Here is a 24,381-nt window from a genome sequence, read left to right as displayed (position 1 = left end):
TCGCGAACCCCGCCGACGGCTCGGCTCAGTCCCGCTTCAGCTCCCAGCGCGGGCCCTGCGGGGTGTCCTCGACGAGGACCCCGGCCTCCGCCAGGCCGTCGCGGATGGCGTCGGCGGACGCGTAGTCCTTGCGCGCGCGCGCCGCCTGCCGCTGCTCCAGCGCGACGGCGACGAGCGCGTCCACGACGGGACGCAGGTCGGCCTCGCCGGCGCGGTTCCACTGCGGCGACAGCGGGTCGATGCCGAGGACGTCCGCCATCGCGCGCACGGAGCCGAGGGCCTCGCGCGCCGCATCCTGGTCACCGGACGCCAGGGCGCTGTTGCCGTCCCGGACGGTCTCGTGCAGCACGGCCAGCGCCTGCGGGACGCCCAGATCGTCGTCCAGCGCAGCCTTGAACGCGGGCGGCGCAGAGGACGCCGACACATCGCCCACCACTTCCATGGCGCGCGTCACGAAGCCCTCTATCCGCTGGTAGGCGGAGACTGCCTCGGCCAAGGCGGCGTCGGTGTAGTCCATGAGGGAGCGGTAGTGCGCCGACAGCAGGTAGTAGCGCACCTCCACCGGACGGGCCTTGCCCAGCAGGTCGGGCAGCAGGACCACGTTGCCGACCGACTTGCTCATCTTCTCGCCGTCGACGGTGAGGAGCCCGTTGTGCAGCCAGTAGCGGGCGAAGCCGTCACCGGCGGCGCGCGACTGGGCGATCTCGTTCTCGTGGTGCGGGAAGATCAGGTCGACGCCGCCGCCGTGGATGTCGAACGACGGACCGAGGTACTTCGTCGCCATCGCGGAGCATTCGAGGTGCCAGCCGGGGCGGCCGTCGCCCCAGGGCGTCTCCCAGGACGGCTCGCCCGGTTTGGCGCCCTTCCACAGCGCGAAGTCGCGCGGGTCGCGCTTGCAGTCCTCGTTGGGGGTGTCGCCCGCCGACCGCATGTTGTCGAGCCGCTGGTTGGACAGCGAGCCGTACTCGTCCGCCCACGACTTGACGTCGAAGTACACGTCGCCGCCCGCGGCGTAGGCGTGCCCCTTCTCGATCAGCCGGCGGATCAGCACGATCATCTCCGGGACGTGCCCGGTGGCGCGCGGCTCGATGGTCGGCGGCAGGCAGCCGAGCAGGTCGTAGCCCTGGTTGAAGACGCGCTGGTTGCCCTCGGCGACCGCGAACCACGGCACGCCCCGCTCCGCCGCCACCGCGATGATCTTGTCGTCGACGTCGGTGACGTTGCGCGCGAACGTCACCTCGTAGCCGGACGCGCGCAGCCAGCGCAGCAGCACGTCGTAGATGACCCCCGAGCGGAGGTGGCCGATGTGGGGTGACGCCTGCGGGGTCGCACCGCACACGTACATCCCCACGCGGCCCTCTTCCAGGGGCTCGAACGTGCGGACGGTACGGGTGCCGGTGTCGTAGAAGCGCAGGCTCACAGGTTCAGGTTATTGGATCAGGCAGGCCGCGCGCCGTCCATCACGCGACGCGCGCCATGCCATCGGCCTATGCCATCGGCGCCATACCCAAGCCGTTCGCCCACGGCGTTCGCGTATGCCGTTCGCGCATGCCGGCGGGTCACGCCTTGGCGAACACGGCGTCCAGCCTCGCCGCGAACGCCTCCGCCTCGGCGCCGAAGCCGCCGTGGTCGCCCGGGTAGACCTCGGCGGACGTGCCGAGGCGGTCCGCCAGCGCGAGGGCGGCCCGGTGCGGCGGCTCGCCGGCGGACCGCTCCCCCGCCGCCACCACGATCCGGACGGACGACCCGCGCAGCGCCTCGACATCGGGCACCTGCCGTCCGAACCCCGGCACCTCGTAGCCGATGAAGAATCCGGTGTTCTTCTCGAAGCGCGCGAACATCTCCAGCATCTCCGGATCCGGCTCGCCCTGCGGTTCCCCCTGCGGTTCCCCCTGCGGTTCCCCCTGCGCCTCCGCGCCGGAACCGTCGTCCGAGTCGCCGCCCATGCCCATCGCGGCGCCGAAGACCCCCATGGCCGGGCCGACGCCGCCGTCCCGGTAGGCGCGCTCCACGTCCGCGATGACCGTCTCCCAGTGCGCCGCGTCCGGCAGGAGGCCGAGCAGCGGCGGCTCGTGGGCGACGAGCGCGCGCACCTGCTCGGGGTGCCGAGCGGCCAGTTCCAGCGCGATCTGCGCCCCGGAACTGTTGCCGAACACGAACGCGGGCCCGGCCGCCACCTCGGCGAGCAGCCGGGACGCGTCGTCGGCGTGCACCTCGGCGCGCTGCGGCTCCGGCGGTCCGGACAGCGGGCTGCGCGAGTTGCCGCGCCGGTCGTACGTCACGACCGTGTACCGGTCGGCGAGCAGCCCGGCGAGTCCGGCGTAGCCCGCGGCGTCGTAGATCCCGCCGCAGATCAGCAGCAGGACGGGCCCCGACCCGCGCACCTCGTAGTGCAGGGTGGCGCCGGGAACGTCAAGCGTCGTCATCGTCTTCTCCATCGGATCCGTTGAGTCGTGCGGCGCGGGAGTCGAGGTAGCGGCGCTCGGGCAGGCTCGTCGTGCGCCGCGCCGCCTCCCGGTACGCCTCCCGCGCCGCGTCCGGGTCGCCGGTCATCTCCAGCAGGTGGGCCCGGACGGCGGCGAGCCGGTGGTGGCCCGCCATCCGGGCGTCGCCGTCCAGGGCGCGCAGCAGCTCCAGCCCGGCGGACGGGCCGTCCACCATGGCGAGCGCCACCGCCTCGTTCAAGGTGACCATGGGGTTCGGGGACAGGTGCGACAGCAGCCGGTACAGCCCGAGGATCTGCCGCCAGTCGGTGTCCTCGGCGCGCGGCGCCTCCGCGTGCACGGCGGCGATCGCGGCCTGCAGCTGGTAGGGGCCGGGCGGCGACCAGGTGAGGGCCTCGGTGATCAGTGCCGTGCCCTCCTCGATCGCGTCCCGCCGCCACAGCGTCCGGTCCTGGTCGGTGAGCGGGATCAGCAGCCCGCCGCGCCCGGTCCGGGCCGGGCGCCTGGCGTCGGTGAGCAGCATCAGCGCGAGCAGGCCCGCGACCTCGCCGTCCCCCGGCAGCAGCGCGCGCACCCCCCGCGCCAGCCGGATCGCCTCCGCCGTCAGGTCGGTGCGCTGCAGGTCCGGCCCGCTGGACGCCGTGTAGCCCTCGTTGAACACGAGGTACAGCACGTGCAGGACGGCCCGCAGCCGCGCGTCGCGCTCCCCGGCCGGCGGCATCGCGAACCGCGCCCCGGCGGCCTTGATCTTCTGCTTGGCGCGGCTGACCCGCTGCGCCATCGTCGCCTCCGGGACGAGGAACGCGCGCGCGATCTGCGCCGTCGTCAGGCCGCCGACCGCGCGCAGCGTCAGCGCGACCTGCGACGGCGGCGACAGCGCCGGGTGACAGCACAGGAACAGCAGTGTCAGCGTGTCGTCCCGGTCGGCCGCGCGGCCCTCGCCCGGGCCCGGCGCGGCCCCCTCGCCCGCCAGCGCGGTCTCCTCCGCGAAGACGGCCGCCTCGCGGTCGCGCCGGGCCCGCTCGCTGCGCCACTGGTCGGTGAGCCGCCGCGTCGCCACGGTCAGCAGCCAGCCGCGCGGGTTCTCCGGGACGCCCTCCCCCGGCCACTGCACGGCGGCGGCGAGCAGCGCCTCCTGCACGGCGTCCTCGCAGGCGTCGAAGGCACCGTGCCGCCGCACGAGCGTGCCGAGCACCTGCGGCGCGAGCGCGCGCAGCAGGTCCTCGACGGCCGGGGGCGTCCTCACATCTCCGTCCCGGCCTCGGTCATGACCGCCCGGACCTCCATGTACCCGCCGTACCGGACGTCGGGCCAGCGCGAGGCGATCTCCACGGCCCGCTCCTGCGACTCGCAGTCGACCACGATGTAGCCGGCGAAGTGCTCCTTGGCCTCAAGGAACGGCCCGTCGGTCACGGCCGGCTGCCCGTCCTTCGCCCGGACGGTCTTCGCCGTGGTCGCGTCGGCGAGGGCGTTGCCCTGCACCATCTCCCCCGACTCGGTGAGCTCGGCCATGATCGCGTCGACCTCGCCGAACAGCGCCTCGCGCTCGGCCTCCGTCAGCTCCTCCACGAAGCCGGGGCGGTTGTAGATCAGCAGCATGTACTTCACGGGTGCTCCTCTTCTTCCCTCGCGGTTCCGGGCGGCCGCGGGGGCCGCTCGTCACAGAACGATCGGAGCCGCGGACGCGTTCTCGACATCCCCCGCCGCGGTCCGCGAAAAATTCTTCAGGAAGATCAGGTCTCGTCGACGAGCCGGTAGCACAGGGCCGCGAACGCCGCCGCGTCCGGCACCTGGGAGGCGACCGCCATCAGGTCCGTCCGGCCGGAGTGCGACCGGACGGCCACCATCCCGTTCTCGATCACCACGTCCTGGACGTCCTTCCAGGGCAGCCGCTCGCCGTCCTTCTCGACCCCGTCGAGGTCCACGGTGAACGGCCCCAGCCGCACCGGCTCCCGGGCCCGGACCGCCGCCAGGCAGCGCGGGACGAGCCGGGCCGTCACCTCCTCCGCGACGGCGACGCCGAGCGTCCGGACGTCCGGGATGTCGTCTTCGAGGCGCAGCACGCGGCCGTCGTCCGCCACGATCGTGAAGCGCCACCGGACGCGCGGGCCGCCGCGTCGGCCGGAGACCGTCACCGACGCCAGCTCGTCCCACGCGTAGGCGGCCTCGCCGTCCGGCCCGGTGACCGTGAGGCCCCCCGCGTAGAGGCGCGCGACGCGGTGGCGGAGGCGCGGGCGGTCGCGGCCCGCGATCCAGCCGGCGGCGGCCGCGCAGCCCATCGCCAGCAGCAGCGCGGGAATCCCCACCCACCAGACGCGGTCGTGCAGGTAGGCGACGGCGCCCGGGATCAGCGCCACCGACGCCAGGCTCAGCAGGCCCAGCCACAGCCACGTGCGGCGGGCCGCGGCCCGGCCGTCGAACGTCCGGATCGGCTCGCCCAGCCGATCATGAGGCGACGCCACGCGACGCTACCGGGCCCGCCCGGCGCGCGTTCCGTCCACGAACCGGCCGTACGGCATCGCAGCCTCCCCTCGGGGTGTCGTCGTCCATACCGTACGTCTCCCCACTTATGGTGCACAGCGACAAAGTGATCACCAAGAAGTTGCGGTTCGGCGCGGTCCGGGCTGGTTAATCTCGGCTCAGGACCTCAGGCGCCCTCTCCCCCGGAACGAGACTCGATGCCAACTGATCGGACCCGGCCCGCCTACAGCCGCGGGCAGCGGCGGCTGCTGACCGCCCTCGCCGGCCTCGTCGTCGCCGCGCTCGCGGCCGGCGCGTACGTGCTCACCTACGCCGTGCTCCGCGAACTGGCGCTCGCGGGCGGGGTGGGCCGGCGGTGGGCGCCGCTGTACCCGGTGATGGCCGACACGCTCGTCGCGATGACGATCCTGTCGCTGGTCGTCACCCGGGGCGCCCGCTGGTGGACGCGGCTGCTGCGCTGGGCGCTGCTGCTCGCCCTCGTCGCCGGGGGCGCCGCGCTGCACGTCCAGCACTCGGTGTGGGGCTACGCGTCCCTGCCGGACGACGCGGTGAAGGCCGGGGTCGCGGTGGCGCCGCACGTCATGCTGGTGATCGCGGTCTGGCTGTGGCTGACGATGTTCAAGCAGATCCGGGTGGCCCGGCCCACCGCCGAGGACGCGGGCGCGCCCGCGGAGACGCAGCAGCGCGGCCACGTGAAGGTGCTGGAGCCGGCCGCGCCCCCGCTCGCCCTGGAGGCCCCCGCCGAGACCGCGCCGGAGCCGCACGCCCCCTTCGCCGACGAACCGGACGAACTCATCCCCTTCCCCCCGGAAACGTCCGCCCCCGAGCCCACCACCGCCCCCGCCCCAGAGGTCCGAAGGCCGGAGTTCCACGAGCCTGAAGCCCGCGAGCCTGAGGCCCTTGAGCCGGGGGCACACGAGCCGGAGGCACACGAGGCGCACGAGCACGAAGCGGACACGGACGAGCCCGCCAGCCAAGAGCCCGTCCAGGAGCCCGCCCAGGAGTTCGGCGGGTTCGAGGACGGCCCGTACGGCGGGGGCCTGTCGTCGGAGCCGGCGCCGCCGCTGGACGCGCTGCCCGAGCCCCGGCCGCCGCTCGACCCCGTCCCCGCGCTGCTGCCGACGGACGTCGAACTGGTCCGCAGCCGTGATCACGAGGAGGCGCCCCGCCGGCCGGTGGCGGCGACGACCCGCCCCGACATCGTGGTGCCCGGCCCGGCCGCACCGGCCGACCCGCCCGGCGCGGACGAGGACCTCCACGACCCGCCGCCCGCCGACCGCGCCGAGGACCCCGACGCCGGCGACAGTCCGGCCAAGGACTGGAACCCGCCGCCGTCCGGCAACTTCCGCAGCGGCCCGACCCCGCCCGCCGACTAGCGGGACGGGTCCGGGGTAGGGGCCCGGCATGAGCGCCCTCCTCGCTCGGCTCCTCGACGACGCCGCGCTCTTCCCGCCGGACCCCGCCCCGCCGGCCGGGGCCCTGCCCGCCTACCGGGCCGCCGCCCGCGCGCCGGTCACCGGGCGGCTGCGCTGCCCCGCGTCCCGGTTCGCCGAGCTGCGGGCCCATCTCGTCCCGGAGGACCTCCTCGACCTCGTCCTCGTCGCGGACACCGGCCTTGAGGAGCTGCCGGAGGCGCTGGACGCGGTCCGGGACGAGCCGCGGGTCCGGCTCCCGGCCGTGGAGATCACCATCCCGGAGGACGCCGACCAGGCGCGGTCCGTCGCCGTGGCGGTGGCGCGGCTGCCCGCCGGGGTCCCCGCACGAGTCCAGGTGCGCCCCTCGACCGGCTGGCGGGACGCGCTGGACCGCATCGCCGCCGCCCGCGACCACGGCATCCCCCTCGGCGCCGCGACCCGGACGGCGCCGGCGGCGTTCATCGCGGCCTGCGCCGAGCGCGACCTCGATTTCACCTGCACGGCCGGGACGGGCAGAGAGGCCGTAACCCTCCTGCTGGGCGCGGCGCGCGCCGCCGATGCCGCCGGTGAACGCGACATCGCGCGAATCCTCGACCGCACCGACGCCGCGGACCTGGCAGCAGAGGCCCGAAAGCTCCCGGACGAGGCCGCGCAGGCCGCCCGCCGGCTGCTGGCCGCGGTCGGCGTCCGGCACCTCGGAACGGCACTCGCGGAACTGCACCGGCTGGGCCTGATCGAATCGCCGGACACGGGGGAAGATATGTCTCCATGACGACCGAGTCGTGGGTTGAGGTGGACGAGGACGCCGGGTTCGGCATCGGGAACCTGCCGTACGGGGTGTTCGCGCGGCCCGGGGAGCTGCCGCGCGTCGGTGTCGCCATCGGCGACCGCGTCCTCGACCTGGCCGCGATGTCCGCGGCCGGGCTGGTGGAGGACCGCCGCTACTTCGCCTCGGGTTCGCTGAACGCGTTCATGGTCGCGGGGCGCCGCGCCTGGCAGGCGAACCGGGAGCGGGTGACGGAGCTGCTCACCGACGCGTCGTACCGGGACCGGGTCGAGCCGCACCTGCTCCCGGTCGCGGACGTGGAGCTGCTGCGGCCCTTCGAGGTCGCCGACTACGTCGACTTCTATTCGAACGAGCACCACGCGGTGAACGCGGGGCGGATGATGCGCCCGTCCGGCGACCCGCTGCCGCCGAACTGGAAGCGGCTGCCGGTCGGCTACCACGGCCGCGCGGGCACCGTGTATCCGTCGGGGACGCCGATCATCCGGCCGTGCGGGCAGCGCCGCGCGCCCGGCGACGACGAGCCGTCCTACGGCCCGTCGCTACGGCTGGACTTCGAGGCGGAGGTCGGGTTCGTCGCGGGCGTCCCGTCCTCGGCCGGCCGCGGCGTGGCCGCGGCCGCGTTCCGCGACCACGTGTTCGGGTACGTACTGGTGAACGACTGGAGCGCGCGCGACCTTCAGGTTTGGGAGTCGCAGCCGCTCGGCCCCTTCCTCGGCAAGTCGTTCGCCACGTCGGTCTCCTCCTGGGTGGTGCCGGTCGCGGCGCTGGAGGCCGCGCGCACCGACCCGCCCGCCCAGGACCCGGCGCCGCTGGACTACCTGCGCTGCGACGAGCCGTGGGGCCTGGACCTGCGCCTGGAGGTGCTGATCAACGGGCAGGTGGCGGCGCGCCCGCGCTTCGCCTCGATGTACTGGACGTCCCCGCAGCAGCTGGCGCACGCCACGGTGAACGGCGCGCCGCTGCGCACCGGCGACCTTTTCGCGTCCGGGACGGTCTCGGGCCCGGAGCGCGACCAGCGCGGCTGCATGCTCGAACTCAGCTGGAACGGCCAGGAGCCCCTCGAACTGCCCGACGGCACCAAGCGCACGTTCCTGGAGGACGGCGACACGGTCACGATCCGCGCCCAGGCACCGGGCGCGTCCGGCTCGCGCATCACCTTGGGCGAGGTGACCGGCACCGTCCACCCCGCCCAGGGCTAGGGGCCGGGCGGGAGGACCAGGGCGGTCGCCAGGGCGGCGAGGCCTTCGCCTCGGCCGGTGAGGCCGAGGCCGTCGGTGGTGGTGGCGGAGATCGTCACCGGGGCGCCGCCGAGGGCCTCGGTGAGGGTCTTCTCGGCCTCCGCGCGGCGCTTGCCGATCTTCGGGCGGTTGCCGATGATCTGGACGGCCACGTTGCCGATGGTGAAGCCCGCCTCGGTGACGCGGCGGGCGACCTCCCCGAGGAGGTCGGTGCCGGACGCGCCGGACCAGCGGGGGTCGGACGTGCCGAAGACGGCGCCGAGGTCACCGAGGCCGCAGGCCGACAGGAGCGCGTCGCAGGCGGCGTGCGCGGCGACGTCGCCGTCGGAGTGGCCGGCGAGGCCGTGGCCCTCACCCGGCCATTCGAGGCCCGCGACCTTGAGGGGGCGCGGGGTGGACGAGAACGGGTGGACGTCGGTACCTACGCCCACCCGTGGCAGCCTCATGCTCAATTCGGTCGACCGTTCAGCTGGCCAGGACCTCGTCCAGCAGGGCCTCCGCCTTGTCCTCGTTGGTCTTCTCGGCGAGCGCGAGCTCGCTGACCAGGATCTGGCGCGCCTTGGCGAGCATCCGCTTCTCACCCGCGGACAGGCCGCGCTCCTTGTCGCGCCGCCAGAGGTCGCGAACGACCTCGGCGACCTTGTTGACGTCGCCGGAGGCGAGCTTCTCAAGGTTCGCCTTGTACCGGCGCGACCAGTTGGTGGGCTCTTCGGTGTAGGGTGCGCGAAGCACCTCGAACACCTTCTCAAGTCCTTCTTGGCCGACGACGTCCCGGACGCCCACGTCCTCGACGTTCTCAACCGGGACCCGCACTGTCAGGTCACCCTTGTCAACCTTCAGGACCAGATAGGTCCTGTCCTCACCCTTGATGGTGCGAGTCTCGATGGCCTCGATCCGAGCAGCCCCATGGTGGGGGTAGACGACGGTGTCGCCGACCTGGAAAGTCATGTGACAAGTACCCCTTCCGCTAGAACCAGGGTAGCACGGAAACGAGCATGGCTGAACCGGCCTTCCAGGCATATGCGCAGGTCAAACCGCATATTGGGGTATTGACAAAGCCCTTTAATGGTGCATCGGCGTCCAGTTCCCCGTACTCAGTGTAGCCGGGAGATCACCGGGATCCGACCGAAACGCCATTACCGGTAAGGGGACGCCGTTACAAGCGTCCGTCCCGCCGGGCCCGCGCACGCGTTCCATACTGGGAGGTGAGCCTTCCGCACGGCGCGGGTACGAAGCGCCCGGAAGGGTTCGAACTGGACGGCGGCCCGGGTGACGCGACCCGTTGAGGGAGGTGCGGCGTGAGGCCGGACGGCGGCGACCCGGAGCCCGACGACTACGGGCTCCCCCGCGTGGACGTCGTCGTGCCCGATGACGCCCGCGAGCTCGAGCGCGACATGGCCGCCTACCACCGCGAGGAGCGGCGGCGGCGGCGCCGCGCCCGGGTCCGGCGGCTCGCCCGGCCGGTCACCCGGTTCGGCGTCGCGATCCCGATCATCGCGGGCGCGCTGCTGGTCGCGCTGCTCAGCGGGGTGCTCATGACGGCGTTCGGCCCGCGCCCGGTGCCGCGGCCGACCGGCGCGCAGCTCGCGCCCCGCCCGTCCGCGAGCCCCGGCGAGATCGGCGGGCTGCTGCCGGACCGGGAGGTCGGCACCGGCGCGGACGGCGACGTCCCCACCTCGCTGCGCGACCTGCGCCCCGGCGTGATCGGCATCGTCCCGCCCGCGTACGAGTGCGAGAGCGTGGTGGCCGACCTCGCGGCCAGGACCTGGCAGTACAAGCTCAACTTCTGGCTCGTCGCCGACCCGCGCCCCGCGCCCGGGAAGAAGGCGACGCCGCTGAAGGACCTGAAGGCCTGCGCGGGCACCGCCCACGGCGGGACGCCGCTGATCCTGGAGGACCGGGCGGGCGTCCTCGCCGCGGCCTACGCCCCCGCGCCCGGCACGCCCGGCCCCACCGGCACCGGCCTCACCGCCGTGTTCGTCCAGCCGGACGGCGTCGTCACCGAGATCGTCCGCGGCCCCAGGTCGGGCGCCGAGCTCAACGGCCGGGTCGAGTCGCTCGGCACCGGCTACTGAGCCGCCGGCCGCCCGGACCGGCCGCCCGGAAGGATCTTTCGTGCGCGCGTGCGCATGTTCCGCGCGTGCGCGAGCATGATCCGGACGTGCGCGGGCGTGTCGGCGACCCCGGGGAGGGGTTCCCGCCAGGGTCTCGCTACGCTTCCCCTGGCGTATCTCACGCCGCCATCACCATGACACTTCGCGAGGAGACCGACGCCGTGATCCGAAACAGCCGTCGAGTGGTCGTGCTCGCCGTGGCGGGCGCCGTCGCGATCGCGCCGGTGATCTCCGGTTGCGGCGCCGGCACGTCGCCCCAGTCCGCCGCGCCGACGCGGCTGACCGAGGGCGTCAACGTGGCGATCCCGATGGACAAGAAGGCCCCGACCCAGATCGACCTGCGCAACATGTTCCTGCTGGGCGCGCAGGACGGGCAGCCGCTCAAGGCGGGCGCGGACGTCCCGCTCTACGGCGTGCTGATCAACCAGGTCAAGGGCCGCCCGGACCGGCTGGTCGCGGTCAGCTCGCCCGCCTTCGGCCAGGCGAAGATCGCGGGCGGCGCCGTCGCGCTGCCGGCCGCCTCGGTGGACGGCATGGGCGGCATGGTCCAGCTGCTCGGCAAGCCGCAGCCGAAGGCGAGCGCCTCCGCCACGCCGTCCGGCACGCAGACCGGGACGCCGTCCGGCACCGCGAGCCCGCGGACCACCGCCGGCACCGGTGCCACGCCGAACACCAGCAGCACCCCGACGTCGGAGAACACCACCAGCCCGCAGGAGAGCGGCCTCCCGGTGACGCCCGGCACGGGCGAGCAGCCGCTCGTGGTGCTGACCGGGCTCACCAAGGACCTCATCGCGGGGACGATCGTCCCGGTGCGGATGCAGTTCGAGCACGCCGGCGCCATCGAGTTCAAGGTGCCCGTGGTCCCGCACCAGCAGGACTTCGCCACCTTCCCGTTCGCCACGCCCACGACGCAGCCGTCCGGCACGCCCGGGGCGACCGGCGGCCCGTCCGGCAGCCCCTCGCCCGGCGCGTCCGGCGAGCCGAGCCCCGGCACGTCCGAGACGCCCGGCACGTCCGAGACGCCGTCGCCCGGCACGTCCGAGACGCCGGGTGCCTCCGGGGGCCACTGACCCCCTCCCGCACACGCGAGAACGGCCCGCCCCCAACCGGGAGCGGGCCGTTCCTCATGTCCGTCAGGGCTCGAACTTGTAGCCCAGGCCGCGCACGGTCACGATGTACCGCGGCGTGGACGGCGCCGCCTCGATCTTGGCGCGGAGACGCTTGATGTGGACGTCCAGCGTCTTGGTGTCGCCCACGTAGTCGGCGCCCCACACGCGGTCGATCAGCTGCATCCGGGTGAGGACGCGGCCGGCGTTGCGGAGCAGCACCTCCAGCAGCTCGAACTCCTTCAGCGGTAGCTGGACGGGCTCGCCGCCGACGCTGACCACATGGCGTTCGACGTCCATCCGGACCGGGCCGGCCTCCAGCGTCGCGGGCGCCGGCTCGTCCACCTCGCCCTGGCGGCGCAGCACGGCCCGCATCCGGGCGATCAGCTCCCGGGTGGAGAACGGCTTGGTGACGTAGTCGTCGGCGCCGAGCTCCAGCCCGACGACCTTGTCGACCTCGCTGTCCTTGGCGGTCAGCATGATCACCGGGACGCTGGACTTGGCGCGCAGCTCCCGGCAGACCTCGGTGCCCGGCAGGCCGGGCAGCATCAGGTCGAGCAGCACGAGGTCGGCACCGTTGCGCTCGAAGATGTCCAGCGCGTCGGGGCCGGTGGCGGCGACGGCCACCTCGAAGCCCTCCTTGCGCAGGTTGTACGACAGTGCGTCGCTGAACGACTCCTCGTCTTCCACGACGAGCACGCGGGTCACGGTGATGCCTCCCGGGCGGTGTTCTCTGGGGCTTGCGTTGCGGTCCCTGAGGCGGGACGAAGGGGGGCGTCGAGCAGCGGGAGCCGGATCGTGAACGTCGACCCGTGGCCCTCCTTGCTCCACACCGTCACGTCGCCGCCGTGCTTGCCGGTGACGTGCTTGACGATGGCGAGGCCGAGCCCGGTGCCGCCGGTGCGCCGCGAGCGGGCCGGGTCGACCCGGTAGAACCGCTCGAAGATCCGGCCGATCTCGGCGTCCGGGATGCCGATGCCCTGGTCGGTCACGTTGATCTCGACCTGGCGGTCGTCGAACCGCCGGGCCGACACCACGACCCGGGTGTGCTCGGGGCTGTAGGCGACGGCGTTGTCGACGAGGTTGCGCAGCGCGGTGGCGAGCAGCTCCTGGTCGGCGCGGACCCGCAGGTCGGCCTCGCCGCCGGAGGCCAGCTCGATGTCCTTCTCACCCGCCCGGAACTGGCAGCGCTCCAGCGCCTCCGCGACGACCTCGTCCAGGTCGACGGGCCTGAGGTCGGGGAGCGGCTCGTCGCCCTGGACCCGCGACAGCGTCATCAGGTCCTGGACGAGGTTGGTCAGCCGCACCGACTCGTACTGCATCCGCCCGGCGAACCGGCGGACGGCCTCGGGGTCGTCGGCGGCGTTCTCGACGGTCTCGGCGAGCAGCGACAGGGCGCCGACCGGGGTCTTCAGCTCGTGGCTGACGTTCGCCACGAAGTCGCGCCGGATCGCCTCGGTGCGGTGCATGTCGGTGAGGTCCTCGGCGAGGACGAGGACGAGCCCGTGCGAGCCGAGCGGCGCCACCCGCACCGCGAACCAGCGGCCGTCCGCCCGGATCCGCGCGCTCGTCGGCCCGACCTGGATCTCGGTCTCCCGGATCTCCCCGTCCCGGCGGACGAGCCGGGCCATGGCGAGGACCTCGTCCACCACCAGCCGGTCGCCGCTGACGAGGCCGTAGGCGCGCGCGGCGGAGCTGGCGCGCAGCACCCGGTCCTCCCCGTCCACGACCACGGCCGACGAACGCAGGACGCTCAGCACCGACGCCACGCCCGGGGGCAGTGTTCCCACCGGGGCGGTCTGGGACACCGTCCGCTGGGCTCGCTCGCTCACGCGTACCGCCAATCCAGTCGTCAGCCCGATGGCGAGCCCGGCGAGCCCCGCGAGGCTCGCGACAATCTCGACCTCCACACCACGGATCGTAAGCGGCGAAACGAGCTACCCTTCCCCGCGGTGCAGGTCAGGTACGTCTCGTTCCCTTAAAGTTCACCTTCCCCTCCGGACTCGTTCACGACGGCGGGGCAGGCTGTTGCGTGGGCGAGTCCGCCCTCCCCCGGTTCCCAGCGAAGGACTTCAATTGCGCGACGCCTACCACGAGGAACTCGACTCCCTCACCGACAGCCTGGTGGAGATGACCCGCCTCGTCCGGTCCGCGATGGCCCGTGCGGTGACCGCCCTGCTGGACGCCGATCTGCGGCTCTCGGAGGAGGTCATCAGCGGTGACGAGCACGTCAACAAGATCGACGCCGACATCGAGGCGACCGTCTTCGACCTGATGGCGCGCCAGCAGCCGGTCGCCGGCGACCTGCGCACGCTGATCACGGCGCTGCGGATGAGCGGCGACCTGGAGCGCATGGGCGACCTCGCCGTGCACATCGCCAAGACCGCCCGCCGCCGGCACCCCGAGACGGCCGTCCCGCCGGAGCTGCAGGCGACCGTCCTGGAGATGGGGCAGATCGCCGAGCGCATGATCGCCAAGACGGGCAGCGTCATCGCGTCCCAGGACGTGGAGATGGGCCTCGAACTCGACGCCGACGACGACCAGATGGACCGCCTCCACCGGCGGCTGTTCGACATCCTGCTGTCCCCCAAGTGGAAGCACGGCGTCGAGCCGGCCGTCGACATCACCCTCGCCGGGCGCTACTTCGAGCGCTTCGCCGACCACGCCGTCCATGTGGCGGAGAACGTCGTCTACCTGGTGACCGGGCAGCGGCCGGAGGAGATCACCGACCTGTCCTGAGCCCGGACGTCGGTGCCGGGAGACCACTGGCGGGGCCGGTGCCGCGCTCGCGTGGAGCGGCGGCACCGGCCCCGCCGTGCCCGAATCGGGACGGGACGGTCAGGAGGCCAGGGCGGCACCGTCCTTGGCGGTGGGGCGGTCGTCGTCCTCGGACAGGCCGCCCTCGGCGGGACGGCGGCCGTGACGCATGACGAGGGCCACCACTAGGCCGACAGCGCCGACGACGGCCGCGTACATGTAGCCGTTAGTGAAGGCGTCCGGTTGGTAGAGCACCGCGTGGGTGACCGGGTGGGTGGCCCGGACGTGGTCCGCCATGACGATGCCGGTGATGGTGCTGCCCACAGACGCAGCCAGCAGCGAGTTCATGGCGCCGATCGTGTTCCCGACGCCGCTGTGCGACGACGGCAGCGCGTCCTGGACGAGGTTGGCGTTGGACGAGTGCAGGAACCCGACCGCCATGCCGGCGATGACGCTCATCGCCGCGACCTGCCAGAAGACGTGCGGCAACTGCGCGCCGACGAGCAGGGTCAGCAGGAACAGGCAGGCCGCGCCGAGCAGGACCCACCGGGGGCCGAACCGCTTGGCGAGGTAGCCGCCGAGCGGTCCCATGACCATCGCCATCACGCCGAGCGGCCACGTCCACATCGCGTACCCGGTCGCGGACAGGCCCGCGCCGTAATCGGTGCCGCCCGCGCCCTCCGGCGTCCGGAGCATGGTGGGCACGATCAGGGCGTGGGCGTTCATCATGTAGGAGACGCATCCGACGGCGAGCAGGGTGGGCGCGAACCGGGGGCCGAACAGGATCCGCGGCGCGATCAGCGGGTGCCGCGCCGTCCGCTGCCGCACCAGGAAGCCCGCCAGCAGGACGACGCCGGCGGCCAGGAAGCCGAGCGCGCCGGGGGTCGTCCAGCCGTGGTCGGAGCCGCGGGACAGGCCGTACAGCAGCGCGCCGGCGGCCGGGCCGAGCAGCGCCGAGCCGAGGTAGTCGATCGGCTGGCCCACCCGGGTCGCGCTCTCGGGGATCAGCAGCGCGTACAGCGGGAGCAGGAGCGCCACGTACGCCGCCATGAACCAGTAGACGCCGCGGAAGCCGAAGGCGTCGATGAGCGCCCCGGCGGCGAACGGGCCGACGACGGCCGACATGCCGACACCCGTGACCACCATGCCGAGGGCGACCGGGACGAAGTCCCGCGGCATGATGTCGCGGACCAGGCTGTAGGACAGGCCCACGATCCCGACCATCGAGCCCTGCATGGCCCGGCCGGCCAGCAGCAGCGGGAACGACTCCGCCGTCGCGCACAGCACGCTGCCCGCGAGGAACACGCAGCCGAGCAGGACGATGACGCGCTTCTTGCCCCACCGGTCGGCGGCGCGGCCGACCAGCGGCATGATCGTCGCGCCGGCGAGGGTGAGGATCGAGACGACCCAGGCGACGGCGGTGGTCTGGAAGTGGGCGGCCATGTCCGGCAGCGCCGGCATGACCATGAGGACTTCGAAGGTCGCGGTCTCGGAGAACAGGATGATGACGGCGAGGGCGAGCAGGAGCCGGTACCTCGGCGCCGCACCATGGGCAGGGGTGAGATCGAGTGCCATGGGATCCTTCGATCGTTTCGGATACGACGGCCGTCGGCCATTCGGCGTCGATTTGTAAAAGCCGAAACTCGATGAGTGATCCGGGCCACGCAAGGACGATCCCACTCAGTGGGACTTAGGTCGGGAAATGCCGTCGGCGAAGTTAAGCCCGGTGATTTAACGACACGGGCGGCGCGGGCGGGCGGGGGCGCGGGTCAGGGCGCCGGGTGCGGGGCCTGCATCAGCGCCAGCAGCATCCGGGTCAGGTCGGCGACGACCTGGCCGGCGGGCGGCGCCGCGGCGGGGGCGGCCGAGCGCTGCCGCTCGTAGTCGGCCAGCAGCCGGAACGCGGCGATCATCGTCCAGCGCGTCCGGCGCTCGAACTCGGCGTCCGGCAGGTCCGGCAGCAGCCGCCGCCACTCCACGCGCAGGTGACGCATCGCCGGCGGGTCGGGCCGCGCGGGGGCGCCGGGCGGGCGGGACGCGTCCGGCCGCCACGGCGCCTCGAACATCGGGTGGTCCATGACGTTGGCGAGAAACCGCAGGTACCAGGTGCGTTCGCCGGTCGCGCCGATCGTCTCCACGAGCGGCTGGAGGAGCAGGCCGATCAGCTCGGCCGGGTCGGGCGGCCCGCCGCCGGCGCGCAGCGCCGCCGCCAGCTCGGCGCGGCGCGCGTCCACCGGCGCGGACCGGACGTCGATGATCGCGGCGATCAGGCCGTCCTTGGAGCCGAAGTGGTACAGCACGGCGGAGTTGTTGCGCTGGCCCGCCTCGGTGCCGACCATGCGCAGCGACACCGCCTCGATGCCGTACTCGGCGAAGAGCCGCTCGGCGACGTCGATGAGCCGGGCGCGGGTGTCGCGCACCCCGGCCGCCCCCTTTACCGCGCTCACGGCGACCACCCTACAAGAACCCGCGGCACCGTAGCCCTTGACCAGTTAAGCGAGCTGCTTTAACGTGCCTAAGCCACGTGACTTAAACCTGCTGGAGGCTCGCGATGCCGAACGCTCCCACGTTTCCCGACAACCAGCGGCGGACCGCCGAATCGGCGTTCGGGCTTTTCAGTCCGGACCAGGCCCGGCACATCTTCTCCCGCGCGCACGGCTCCGGCCGCGAGCCGCTGGTCGTGGAGGCGGCGCCGCGCACCCACTACATCCAGCCCGGCATGGTCAACGTCGCCCTGTTCGAGACGGACGAGGGCCTGCTGCTGGTCGACTGCGGCTGCGCCGGAGACGGCCCGGCGCTGCTGGCGGCCGTCCGCGCGATCAGCGCGCGGCCGCTGCACACCGTCGTCTACACGCACGGCCACAGCGACCACGCGTTCGGCCTCTGGGCGTTCCTGGAGGCGGGCGAGCGGCCGCGGGTGATCGCGCACGAGAACGTCCCCGCCCACTTCCGCCGCTACATGAAGACGTCCGGGCTCAACGCCCGCGTCAACGGGCAGCTCCCCGGGCCGGACGGCGGGCCCGCCTGGGCCTCGAAGGAGTCCGACTTCGTCTGGCCGGACGAGACGTACCGCGACGCCCTCACCCTCACCATCGGCGGCGAGCGGTTCGAGCTGTTCCACGCCAAGGGCGAGACCGACGACGCGACCTGGGTCTGGGCGCCCGAGCGCGGCGTCATCGCCGCTGGCGACCTGGTCACCGGCTACCTGCCCAACGCGGGCAACCCGAAGAAGGTGCAGCGCTACGCCGAGGAGTGGGCGGACGCCGCCGACGCCATGGCCGCGCTGCGCCCCGAAGTGATCATCCCGGGGCACGGCGACCTCGTCCGGGGCGCCGCGGGGATCCAGGACGAGCTGGGCGCCATGGCCCGCTACCTGCGGCACATCGTCGACCACGCGCTGGACGGCCTGAACGCCGGGACACCGCCCGAGGAGATCGTCGAGTCCCTGCGCGTCCCCGCCGAGCTGGCCGCGCACCCCCGGCTCGTGGCGATCTACGACAAGCCCGAGTTCATCTGCCGCAACGTCATCCGCCGCTACGGCGGCTGGTGGAACGGCCACCCCGCCGACCTGCTGCCCGCGCCGAAGGCGGCGCAGGCCGCCGAGATCGCCCGGCTCGCGGGCGGCACGGCCGTCCTCGCCGCCCGCGCCCGCGAACTCCAGGACACCGACCCGCGCATGGCGAGCCACCTCGCCGAATGGGCGTTCCTCGCGGACCGCTCCGATCCCGGCGCGCAGGACTGCTACGCCGAGGTCCTGGAGCACCGGGCGTCCGCCGAGCCCTCCCTGATGGCCCAGGTGAACCTGCGCGTGAGCCGCCAGTGGGTCGAGCGGGCCCGCAAGGAGGCGGCGCGATGACCCGCCGCCCGAACGTCGTCCTCGTGCTGCTCGACGACGTCGGCTACGGCGCCGCCGCCACGTTCGGCGGCTCCATCGCCACCCCCACGCTGGACGCGATGCGCGCCGAGGGCCTCGCCTACAACCGGTTCCACACGACGGCGATCTGCTCCCCGACTCGGGCGTCCCTGCTGACCGGACGCGACGCGCACGCGGCCGGTGTCGGGACCGTCCTCAACAGCGCCAACGCCCACCCCGGATACGAGGGCGTGCTGCGGCCGGAGAGCGCCACCATCGCGACGGTCCTGCGGCAGAGCGGCTACTCCACCGCGTGCGTCGGCAAGTGGCACCTGGCGCCGCCGTGGGAGTCGTCGCAGGCGGGGCCGTTCGACCGCTGGCCCACCGGGCAGGGCTTCGACCGCTTCTACGGGTTCCTCGGCGGCGAGACCCACCAGTACCAGCCGACCCTCTACGAGGGGACGGCCCCGGTCGAACCGCCGTCCGACCCCGGCTACCACCTCACCGAGGACCTGGTGGACCAGTCGATCCGCTGGATCCGGATGCAGCAGTCGATGACCCCCGACCGGCCGTTCTTCCTCTACCTCGCACCGGGCGCCACGCACGCGCCGCTGCACGTCCCGCCGGAGTGGAGCGCCCGCTACCGGGGCCGGTTCGCGCACGGCTGGGACGCCGAGCGCGAGCGGATCCTGGAGCGGCAGATCGAGCGCGGCGTCGTCCCGCCGGGCACCCGGACGACCCCGCGCCCGGAGGAGATCCCGAGCTGGGACAGCCTCTCCGACGACGAGCGCGCGATGGCCGAACGCCTCATGGAGGTGTACGCGGGCTTCCTGGAGCACACGGACGTCCAGATCGGCCGGCTCGTCCAGGAGCTCAAGCACAGCGGCATCTTCGACGACACCATGTTCGTCTACATCGTCGGCGACAACGGCAGCAGCGCCGAGGGCGGGCTGCCCGGCAGCGTCAACTACATGGGGGCGCTCCAGGGCATCACCGAGTCGCCGGCCGACGCCCTCGCCAAGCTCGACGTGATCGGCACCGCCGAGTCCTACCCGCAGTACCCCGCCGGGTGGGCGTGGGCGATGACCTCCCCGTTCCAGTGGGTCAAGCAGATCGCCTCGCACCTCGGCGGCACCCGCAACCCGATGGCGCTGACCTGGCCGAACGGCATCGCCGCCGGCGGGCTGCGCAGCCAGTTCTCGCATGTCAACGACGTCGCGCCGACGATCCTGGAGGCGGCCGGGCTGACGATGCCGGACACGGTGAACGGCGTCCCGCAGGAGCCGATGCACGGGACGAGCCTGTGCTACAGCTTCGACGACCCGTCCGCGCCGGAACGGCACACCACCCAGTACTTCGAGGTCTACGGGCACCGGTCGGTCTACCACGAGGGCTGGATGGCGTCCGCACACCACGGCGGCGTCCCGTGGGGCGTCGCCCTGCCGGGCAAGGGCCGCCCGTTCGAGGACGACGTCTGGGAGCTCTACAACCTGGAGGAGGACTTCAGCCAGGCGAACGACCTCGCCGCGACCGAGCCCGAGCGCCTCGCCGAACTCCGGGCGGTGTTCGAGCGGGAGGCGGGACGCGTCGGCATCCTCCCGCTGCGCGACGCCCGCGTCTCCCGCACCCGCATGCCCAACCTCGCCGCCGGGCGCAAGAAGTTCACCTACCACCCCGGCGCCGTCGGCATCCCGGAGAGCAACGCGCCCCGCATGATCGGCCGGTCCTGGACGCTGGAGGCGGCGCTGGACGTCACCGGCCGGCCGCGCGGCGTCATCGCCACGATGGGCGGCCGGGCCGCGGGCTGGTCGCTGTTCGTCGGCGACACGGGCCGTCCCGTGTTCGTCTACCGCACGTTCGAGATCGCGGTGGCCGAACTCGTCCCCGACGTCGTCCTGGCGCCGGGCCGCCACACCCTGCGGGTCGACTTCACCGCCGACAGCGACGGCCTCGGACGCGGCGGCACGCTCGTGCTCACCGTCGACGGGGCGGAGGCCGCCGGCGGCCGGATCGCCGCGACCCCGCCCGCCGTGTTCTCCATCGACGAGACCTTCGACATCGGCCTCACCACCGGCTCCCCGGTCGGCGACCACCCGCCCGCCTACCCCTTCACGGGCGGCGAGATCGACCGCGTCGACATCACCCTCGACTGACGGGCCCCGGCGGCGGTGGCGACCGGCGAATGGGTCTGGACGGCTTGATCAACTTTCGTTAGCTTGCGCGGCATGACTCCGATGCGCGCGGTGATCCGGAAGCCGGCCGTGGCCGGGATGTGCGGGGCGGTCCTCGCGGCGGTGCTCGCCGCCGCGCTCCCGGCACCGGCGCGGGCCGAGGCGGGCGGGCCCGGCTGGCGGCTCACCCCGACCGGCTCGGACGCGCGGTTGCGCGGGCTGGCCGCGGTCGGGCGCGACGTCGCCTGGCTGGCGGGCAGCGGCGGCACCGTGCTGCGGACGACCGACGGCGGCCGCAGCTGGCGGGACGTCGCGCCCGCCGGAGCCGCCGGGCTGGAGTTCCGCGACGTCGAGGCGTTCGACGCGCGGCGGGCCGTCGTGCTGGCCATCGGCGAGGGCGACGCGTCCCGCGTCTACCGGACGTCCGATGGCGGCCGCACCTGGACGCTCGGTTTCCAGAACGACGACCCGAAGGCGTTCTACGACTGCGTCACGTTCTTCGACGCGCGGCACGGGCTGGCCGTGAGCGACCCGGTGGACGGCCGGTTCCGGATCATCTCCACCCGCGACGGCGGCCGGAGCTGGCGGGTGCTGCCGTCCGAGGGGATGCCCCCGGCACTGGAGGGCGAGGCCGGGTTCGCCGCCAGCGGGCAGTGCCTGGTGAGCCATGGCGGGCGGGACGTGTGGCTCGCCACGGGCGGCGCGTCCCGTTCGCGCGTGTTCCACTCCCGGGACCGCGGCCTGACCTGGACCGTCACCGACACGCCGCTGCCCGCCGGACCGGCGGCCGGGGTGTTCGCGGTCGCGTTCCGCGACTCGCGGCACGGCATCGCGGTCGGCGGCGACTACCGTCCCGGCGAACCGTCCCCGAAGGCCGCGGCGACGACCTCCGACGGCGGCCGGACGTGGCGGGTCGCGGCCCGTCCCCCGGCCGAGTACCGGTCGGGGGTGGCGTGGCCGGTGTACGCGGGCCCGGCCGCGCTGGCCGTGGGCCCGACCGGCAGCGACGGCACCCTGACCGGCGGCCGCACCTGGACCCGGTTCGACACCGGCTCCTTCGACACCGTCGACTGCGCGCCGGACGGCGGCTGCTGGGCCGCCGGCGAGCAGGGCCGCGCGGCCCGGCTCGCCTTCACCCGCACCGGCCGGCCGTAGCCACGGCCGACCGGGGAGCGGTCACTTCTCGCGTGCCGCCACTTCTCGCGTGCCGTCACTTCTTGCGGGCGGTCACTTCCTGCGGCCGCGCCGGGGCTTGTCCTTCTTCGCGTCCTTGGCGTCCTTGGCGTCCTTCGCGGGCGGCGTCGGCGGCTTCGGGCCGTCCGACTTCGCGGCGCCCTGGTTCTTGACGGCCTCGATCGCGGCCTTCGCGGCGGACGGGTCGAGGTACTCGCCGCCGCGCTTGAGCGGGGCGAAGTCGTCGTCCAGCTCGTAGACGAGCGGGATGCCGGTCGGGATGTTCAGGCCGACGATCTGCTCGTCGGAGATGTCGTCCAGGTGCTTGACCATGGCGCGCAGCGAGTTGCCGTGCGCCGCGACCATCACGGTCTTGCCGGCGGCCAGGTCGGGGACGATCGAGTCGTACCAGTAGGGCAGCAGCCGGTCGACGACGTCGGCGAGGCACTCCGAGCGCGGGATCAGCTCGGACGGCAGCTCGGCGTAGCGCAGGTCGTTGACCTGGGACAGCGGGTCGTCGTCCTTGATGGGCGGCGGCGGGGTGTCGTAGGAGCGGCGCCAGGTCATGAACTGCTCTTCGCCGAACTCCTCGCGCGTCTGCGCCTTGTTCTTGCCCTGGAGGGCGCCGTAGTGGCGCTCGTTCAGCCGCCAGGAGCGCTTCACCGGGATCCAGAGGAGGTCCGCGACGTCCAGGGCGATGTTGGCGGTGCGGATGGCCCGCTTCAGCAGGGAGGTGTGCAGCACGTCGGGGGTGATGTCGGCGTCGAGCAGCAGGTCGCCGCCGCGGGTCGCCTCGCTCTCGCCCTTCGCGGACAGGTCGACGTCCACCCAGCCGGTGAACAGCCCCTCCGCGTTCCAAACGCTTTCGCCATGCCGGAGCAATACCAGGGTCGCCATGCAGCAGAGCCTATCGGCCCGCCGGAGGTCACTCGCGGTTGGCCGGGTCCGCGAAGGAGGCGAACGCCCGCAGGTTGGCGAGGCTCTCGCCGCGCTTCACCCGCCAGTCCCATTCGCGCTGGATGGACGACTTGAACCCGTGCTCCAGGGCCTTGTCGAAGTTCTCGTCGGAGTAGGTGAGGACGCAGCCGAGCACGCGGTCGATCTCGTCCGCGGAGATCGAGTCGAGGGGCAGCTTCCCGACGAGGTGCACGTCGCCGACGTCGTCCAGGGCGAACGCGACCCCGTACATGCCGCCGTTCTTCTCCAGCAGGAACCGGTAGAACTCGGCGTGGTTCTCGTCCGGGCGGCGGCAGAAGAACGCCTCGACGTGCAGGGAGTGGTCGCCGACGAGCAGCCAGGTCATGGTGGCGAGCTTGTGCTGCCCGGGGAGCTTGACGAAGAACGCGTTCTCGCGCGGCTCGTCGAACTCCAGCTCGGCCGCCTCAAGCGTCTCTCTGATGGTCTCGACGTGGCTCATGCGGTGACCTCTGCGGGGACGACACTGACGGCGGGGATCGACATGGCACCGGTATACACGTCGAGGAGGCGGTCGACGGTGGCGTCCCAGCCGAAGCCGTCCGCATGTCGGACGGCGCCGCGGGCGAGGCGCGCGTGCAGGCCGGGTTCGGCGTGCAGCCGGCGCAGGACGGCGGCGTAGTCGGCGGGGTCGTGCCCGGAGATCAGCACGCCGGACTCCCCGTCCGCGACGGCCGTGCAGAGGCCGCCGACGCGGGACGCGACGACGGGCGTCCCGCACGCCTGCGACTCGACGGCGACGAGCCCGAACGACTCGCTGTGGGACGGGACGACGGTGACGTCCGCGGCCCGGTACCAGTCGGCCAGCTCGTGCTGCGGGGACGGCGGCTCGAAGCGCATGACGTCGGTGATGCCCAGCTGGGCGGCGAGCGACTGGAGCCCCTCGGGGCGGCAGCGGCCGGAACCGGACGGGCCGCCGACGACGGCGACGACGAGCTTGGCGCGCAGCGCCGGGTCGTCGGCGAGCATGCGGGCGACGGCGCGCAGCAGGACGTCCGGCGCCTTGAGCGGCTGGATCCGGCCGACGAACAGCAGCACGTACGCGTCGCGCGGCAGTCCGAGCCGGCGGCGGGCCGGGCCGGTGCGGTGCGGGAGGAGGCCGGTGCTGCGGGCGAGGATCGGCGACTCGGGGCGGAACATCGACAGGTCGACGCCGGGGCTGACGGTCGCGACCCGCGAGGGGTCGGCGCCGTAGAGGTCCACGAGTTCGCGGGCCTCCTTGCCGGTGTTGGCGACGAGCTGGTCGGAGGACGCCGCGACCTGCTCCTCACCGAGCACGCGCTCGGCGGGCTCGGGCTTGTCGTCGTCGGCGAGGGCGGCGTTCTTGACCTTCGCCATCGTGTGCATGGAGTGGACGAGCGGGACGCCCCACCGCTGCTTGACCGCCCACCCGGCCTGCCCGGACAGCCAGTAGTGCGTGTGCAGGAGGTCGTAGTAGCCGGGGTCGTGGGCCGCCTCGACGCGCAGCACCCCGGACGTGAACCCGCACAGGTGCCGGGGAAGCTCGGTCTTGTCCAGCTCCTCGAACGGCCCGGCGACGACGTTGCGGACGAGCACGCCCGGCGCGAGCTCGACCACCGGGGGCAGGGCCCGCGACGTCGCGCGGGTGAAGATGTCGACTTCCACGCCCCTCGCGGCCAGCCTCTTGGCCACCTCGACGATGTAGACGTTCATGCCGCCCGCGTCGCCGGTACCAGGTTGGTCAAGGGGGGAAGTATGAACACTGACCGTCGCAACCCGGTTGACACGACGCGACACTGAACATCACCTCCGGTAGTGCAACCTATCGACCCGGTTTGGTGTTCCCACGAGAAGGGGGACATTCGTGACTTCTCGCCACAGTGACCGGTCTCACCGGCACCCGGTC

Annotated in this window: 23 protein-coding genes; 9 read left to right on the top strand and 14 right to left on the bottom strand. The window is 73.3% G+C overall.

The genetic code is table 11. The features are described from left to right. Positions 1–25 precede the first annotated feature (25 nt). The 5 genes from cysS to HUT06_RS06490 form a co-directional block, all read right to left on the bottom strand. The gene (gene cysS / locus HUT06_RS06510) at positions 26–1,420 is read right to left on the bottom strand and encodes a cysteine--tRNA ligase (RefSeq protein ID WP_176194882.1); all 1,395 of its coding nucleotides are present in this window, start codon (positions 1,418–1,420) and stop codon (positions 26–28) included. A 139-nt stretch (positions 1,421–1,559) separates the two neighbouring features. Next, positions 1,560–2,426: an alpha/beta fold hydrolase gene (locus HUT06_RS06505; protein WP_254715012.1), complete on the bottom strand. Its 867-nt coding sequence runs from the start codon at positions 2,424–2,426 to the stop codon at positions 1,560–1,562. Then, positions 2,413–3,690, bottom strand: a complete 1,278-nt coding sequence (locus tag HUT06_RS06500; RefSeq protein WP_176194880.1) for an RNA polymerase sigma factor — start codon at positions 3,688–3,690, stop codon at positions 2,413–2,415. The genes HUT06_RS06505 and HUT06_RS06500 overlap by 14 nt, the downstream gene beginning before the upstream one ends. Next, complete coding sequence (locus HUT06_RS06495) at positions 3,687–4,043, bottom strand: YciI family protein (RefSeq protein ID WP_217711709.1); 357 nt, start codon at positions 4,041–4,043, stop codon at positions 3,687–3,689. The genes HUT06_RS06500 and HUT06_RS06495 overlap by 4 nt, the downstream gene beginning before the upstream one ends. 134 nt (positions 4,044–4,177) lie before the next feature. After that, positions 4,178–4,906 (bottom strand): DUF6585 family protein, encoded by a 729-nt coding sequence (locus tag HUT06_RS06490; RefSeq protein ID WP_176194878.1) that lies wholly within the window; start codon positions 4,904–4,906, stop codon positions 4,178–4,180. A gap of 216 nt (positions 4,907–5,122) precedes the next feature. Here HUT06_RS06490 and HUT06_RS06485 point away from each other — a divergent pair, with 216 nt between their 5' ends. The 3 genes from HUT06_RS06485 to fahA are packed head-to-tail and all read left to right on the top strand — an operon-like array spanning position 5,123 to position 8,326. Next, positions 5,123–6,301: a DUF2637 domain-containing protein gene (locus HUT06_RS06485; protein ID WP_176194877.1), complete on the top strand. Its 1,179-nt coding sequence runs from the start codon at positions 5,123–5,125 to the stop codon at positions 6,299–6,301. Between the two features lie 28 nt (positions 6,302–6,329). Continuing rightward, positions 6,330–7,112, top strand: a complete 783-nt coding sequence (locus HUT06_RS06480) for a hypothetical protein (RefSeq protein ID WP_176194876.1) — start codon at positions 6,330–6,332, stop codon at positions 7,110–7,112. Further along, positions 7,109–8,326 carry a fumarylacetoacetase gene (gene fahA, locus HUT06_RS06475; RefSeq protein WP_176194875.1) on the top strand — a complete coding sequence of 406 codons (1,218 nt, stop codon included), beginning with the start codon at positions 7,109–7,111 and terminating at the stop codon, positions 8,324–8,326. The genes HUT06_RS06480 and fahA overlap by 4 nt, the downstream gene beginning before the upstream one ends. On the opposite strand, the gene ispF is transcribed toward fahA, so the two are convergent. Together ispF and HUT06_RS06465 are read right to left on the bottom strand one after the other, a co-directional pair. After that, positions 8,323–8,796 (bottom strand): 2-C-methyl-D-erythritol 2,4-cyclodiphosphate synthase, encoded by a 474-nt coding sequence (gene ispF, locus HUT06_RS06470; protein WP_217711226.1) that lies wholly within the window; start codon positions 8,794–8,796, stop codon positions 8,323–8,325. The genes fahA and ispF overlap by 4 nt on opposite strands. A gap of 34 nt (positions 8,797–8,830) precedes the next feature. After that, the gene (locus HUT06_RS06465) at positions 8,831–9,313 is read right to left on the bottom strand and encodes a CarD family transcriptional regulator (RefSeq protein WP_089328581.1); all 483 of its coding nucleotides are present in this window, start codon (positions 9,311–9,313) and stop codon (positions 8,831–8,833) included. 350 nt (positions 9,314–9,663) lie between these two features. Here HUT06_RS06465 and HUT06_RS06460 point away from each other — a divergent pair, with 350 nt between their 5' ends. Then, positions 9,664–10,440, top strand: coding sequence for a hypothetical protein (locus HUT06_RS06460; RefSeq protein WP_176194873.1), 777 nt, complete (start codon positions 9,664–9,666; stop codon positions 10,438–10,440). A gap of 200 nt (positions 10,441–10,640) precedes the next feature. Then, a complete protein-coding gene (locus tag HUT06_RS06455) occupies positions 10,641–11,549 on the top strand; it encodes a hypothetical protein (protein ID WP_176194872.1) in 909 nt (302 codons plus the stop codon). Positions 11,550–11,612: 63 nt separating this feature from the next. Here the strand turns inward: HUT06_RS06455 and HUT06_RS06450 are convergent, their stop codons facing one another. Together HUT06_RS06450 and HUT06_RS06445 are read right to left on the bottom strand one after the other, a co-directional pair. Further along, positions 11,613–12,293, bottom strand: coding sequence for a response regulator transcription factor (locus tag HUT06_RS06450; protein WP_176194871.1), 681 nt, complete (start codon positions 12,291–12,293; stop codon positions 11,613–11,615). Continuing rightward, positions 12,290–13,495 (bottom strand): cell wall metabolism sensor histidine kinase WalK, encoded by a 1,206-nt coding sequence (locus HUT06_RS06445; protein ID WP_176194870.1) that lies wholly within the window; start codon positions 13,493–13,495, stop codon positions 12,290–12,292. Before HUT06_RS06445 ends, HUT06_RS06450 begins: the two co-directional genes overlap by 4 nt. A 166-nt stretch (positions 13,496–13,661) precedes the next feature. On the opposite strand from HUT06_RS06445, the gene phoU reads away from it, so the two are divergent. Further along, positions 13,662–14,324 carry a phosphate signaling complex protein PhoU gene (gene phoU / locus HUT06_RS06440; RefSeq protein WP_176194869.1) on the top strand — a complete coding sequence of 221 codons (663 nt, stop codon included), beginning with the start codon at positions 13,662–13,664 and terminating at the stop codon, positions 14,322–14,324. Between the two features lie 99 nt (positions 14,325–14,423). Here phoU and HUT06_RS06435 read toward each other — a convergent pair whose 3' ends face one another. Continuing rightward, positions 14,424–15,917 carry an MFS transporter gene (locus HUT06_RS06435; protein WP_176194868.1) on the bottom strand — a complete coding sequence of 498 codons (1,494 nt, stop codon included), beginning with the start codon at positions 15,915–15,917 and terminating at the stop codon, positions 14,424–14,426. A 194-nt stretch (positions 15,918–16,111) separates the two neighbouring features. Then, on the bottom strand, positions 16,112–16,789 hold the full coding sequence (locus tag HUT06_RS06430) for a TetR/AcrR family transcriptional regulator (RefSeq protein ID WP_176194867.1): 678 nt from the start codon (positions 16,787–16,789) through the stop codon (positions 16,112–16,114). 104 nt (positions 16,790–16,893) lie between these two features. On the opposite strand from HUT06_RS06430, the gene HUT06_RS06425 reads away from it, so the two are divergent. The 3 genes from HUT06_RS06425 (at position 16,894) to HUT06_RS06415 (ending at position 21,521) form a co-directional block, all read left to right on the top strand. Beyond that, entirely contained in the window at positions 16,894–18,198 is a 1,305-nt protein-coding gene (locus HUT06_RS06425) for an MBL fold metallo-hydrolase (protein WP_176194866.1), read from the top strand. Then, complete coding sequence (locus HUT06_RS06420) at positions 18,195–20,348, top strand: arylsulfatase (protein WP_176194865.1); 2,154 nt, start codon at positions 18,195–18,197, stop codon at positions 20,346–20,348. Before HUT06_RS06425 ends, HUT06_RS06420 begins: the two co-directional genes overlap by 4 nt. Before the next feature lie 72 nt (positions 20,349–20,420). Beyond that, a complete protein-coding gene (locus HUT06_RS06415; protein WP_254715011.1) occupies positions 20,421–21,521 on the top strand; it encodes an oxidoreductase in 1,101 nt (366 codons plus the stop codon). Positions 21,522–21,593: 72 nt separating this feature from the next. Here HUT06_RS06415 and HUT06_RS06410 read toward each other — a convergent pair whose 3' ends face one another. The 3 genes from HUT06_RS06410 to mshA are packed head-to-tail and all read right to left on the bottom strand — an operon-like array spanning position 21,594 to position 24,272. After that, positions 21,594–22,436 (bottom strand): phosphoglyceromutase, encoded by an 843-nt coding sequence (locus HUT06_RS06410; RefSeq protein WP_176194864.1) that lies wholly within the window; start codon positions 22,434–22,436, stop codon positions 21,594–21,596. 28 nt (positions 22,437–22,464) lie between these two features. After that, positions 22,465–22,956 carry a YbjN domain-containing protein gene (locus HUT06_RS06405; RefSeq protein WP_176194863.1) on the bottom strand — a complete coding sequence of 164 codons (492 nt, stop codon included), beginning with the start codon at positions 22,954–22,956 and terminating at the stop codon, positions 22,465–22,467. Beyond that, positions 22,953–24,272, bottom strand: coding sequence for a D-inositol-3-phosphate glycosyltransferase (gene mshA, locus HUT06_RS06400; RefSeq protein WP_176194862.1), 1,320 nt, complete (start codon positions 24,270–24,272; stop codon positions 22,953–22,955). Before mshA ends, HUT06_RS06405 begins: the two co-directional genes overlap by 4 nt. Positions 24,273–24,381 lie beyond the last annotated feature (109 nt).

The sequence above is a fragment of the Actinomadura sp. NAK00032 genome (assembly GCF_013364275.1).
Taxonomy (GTDB): Bacteria; Actinomycetota; Actinomycetes; order Streptosporangiales; family Streptosporangiaceae; genus Spirillospora.
Note: the sequence above shows the minus strand (reverse complement) of the source record. Positions and strands in the feature narration are given on the sequence as shown.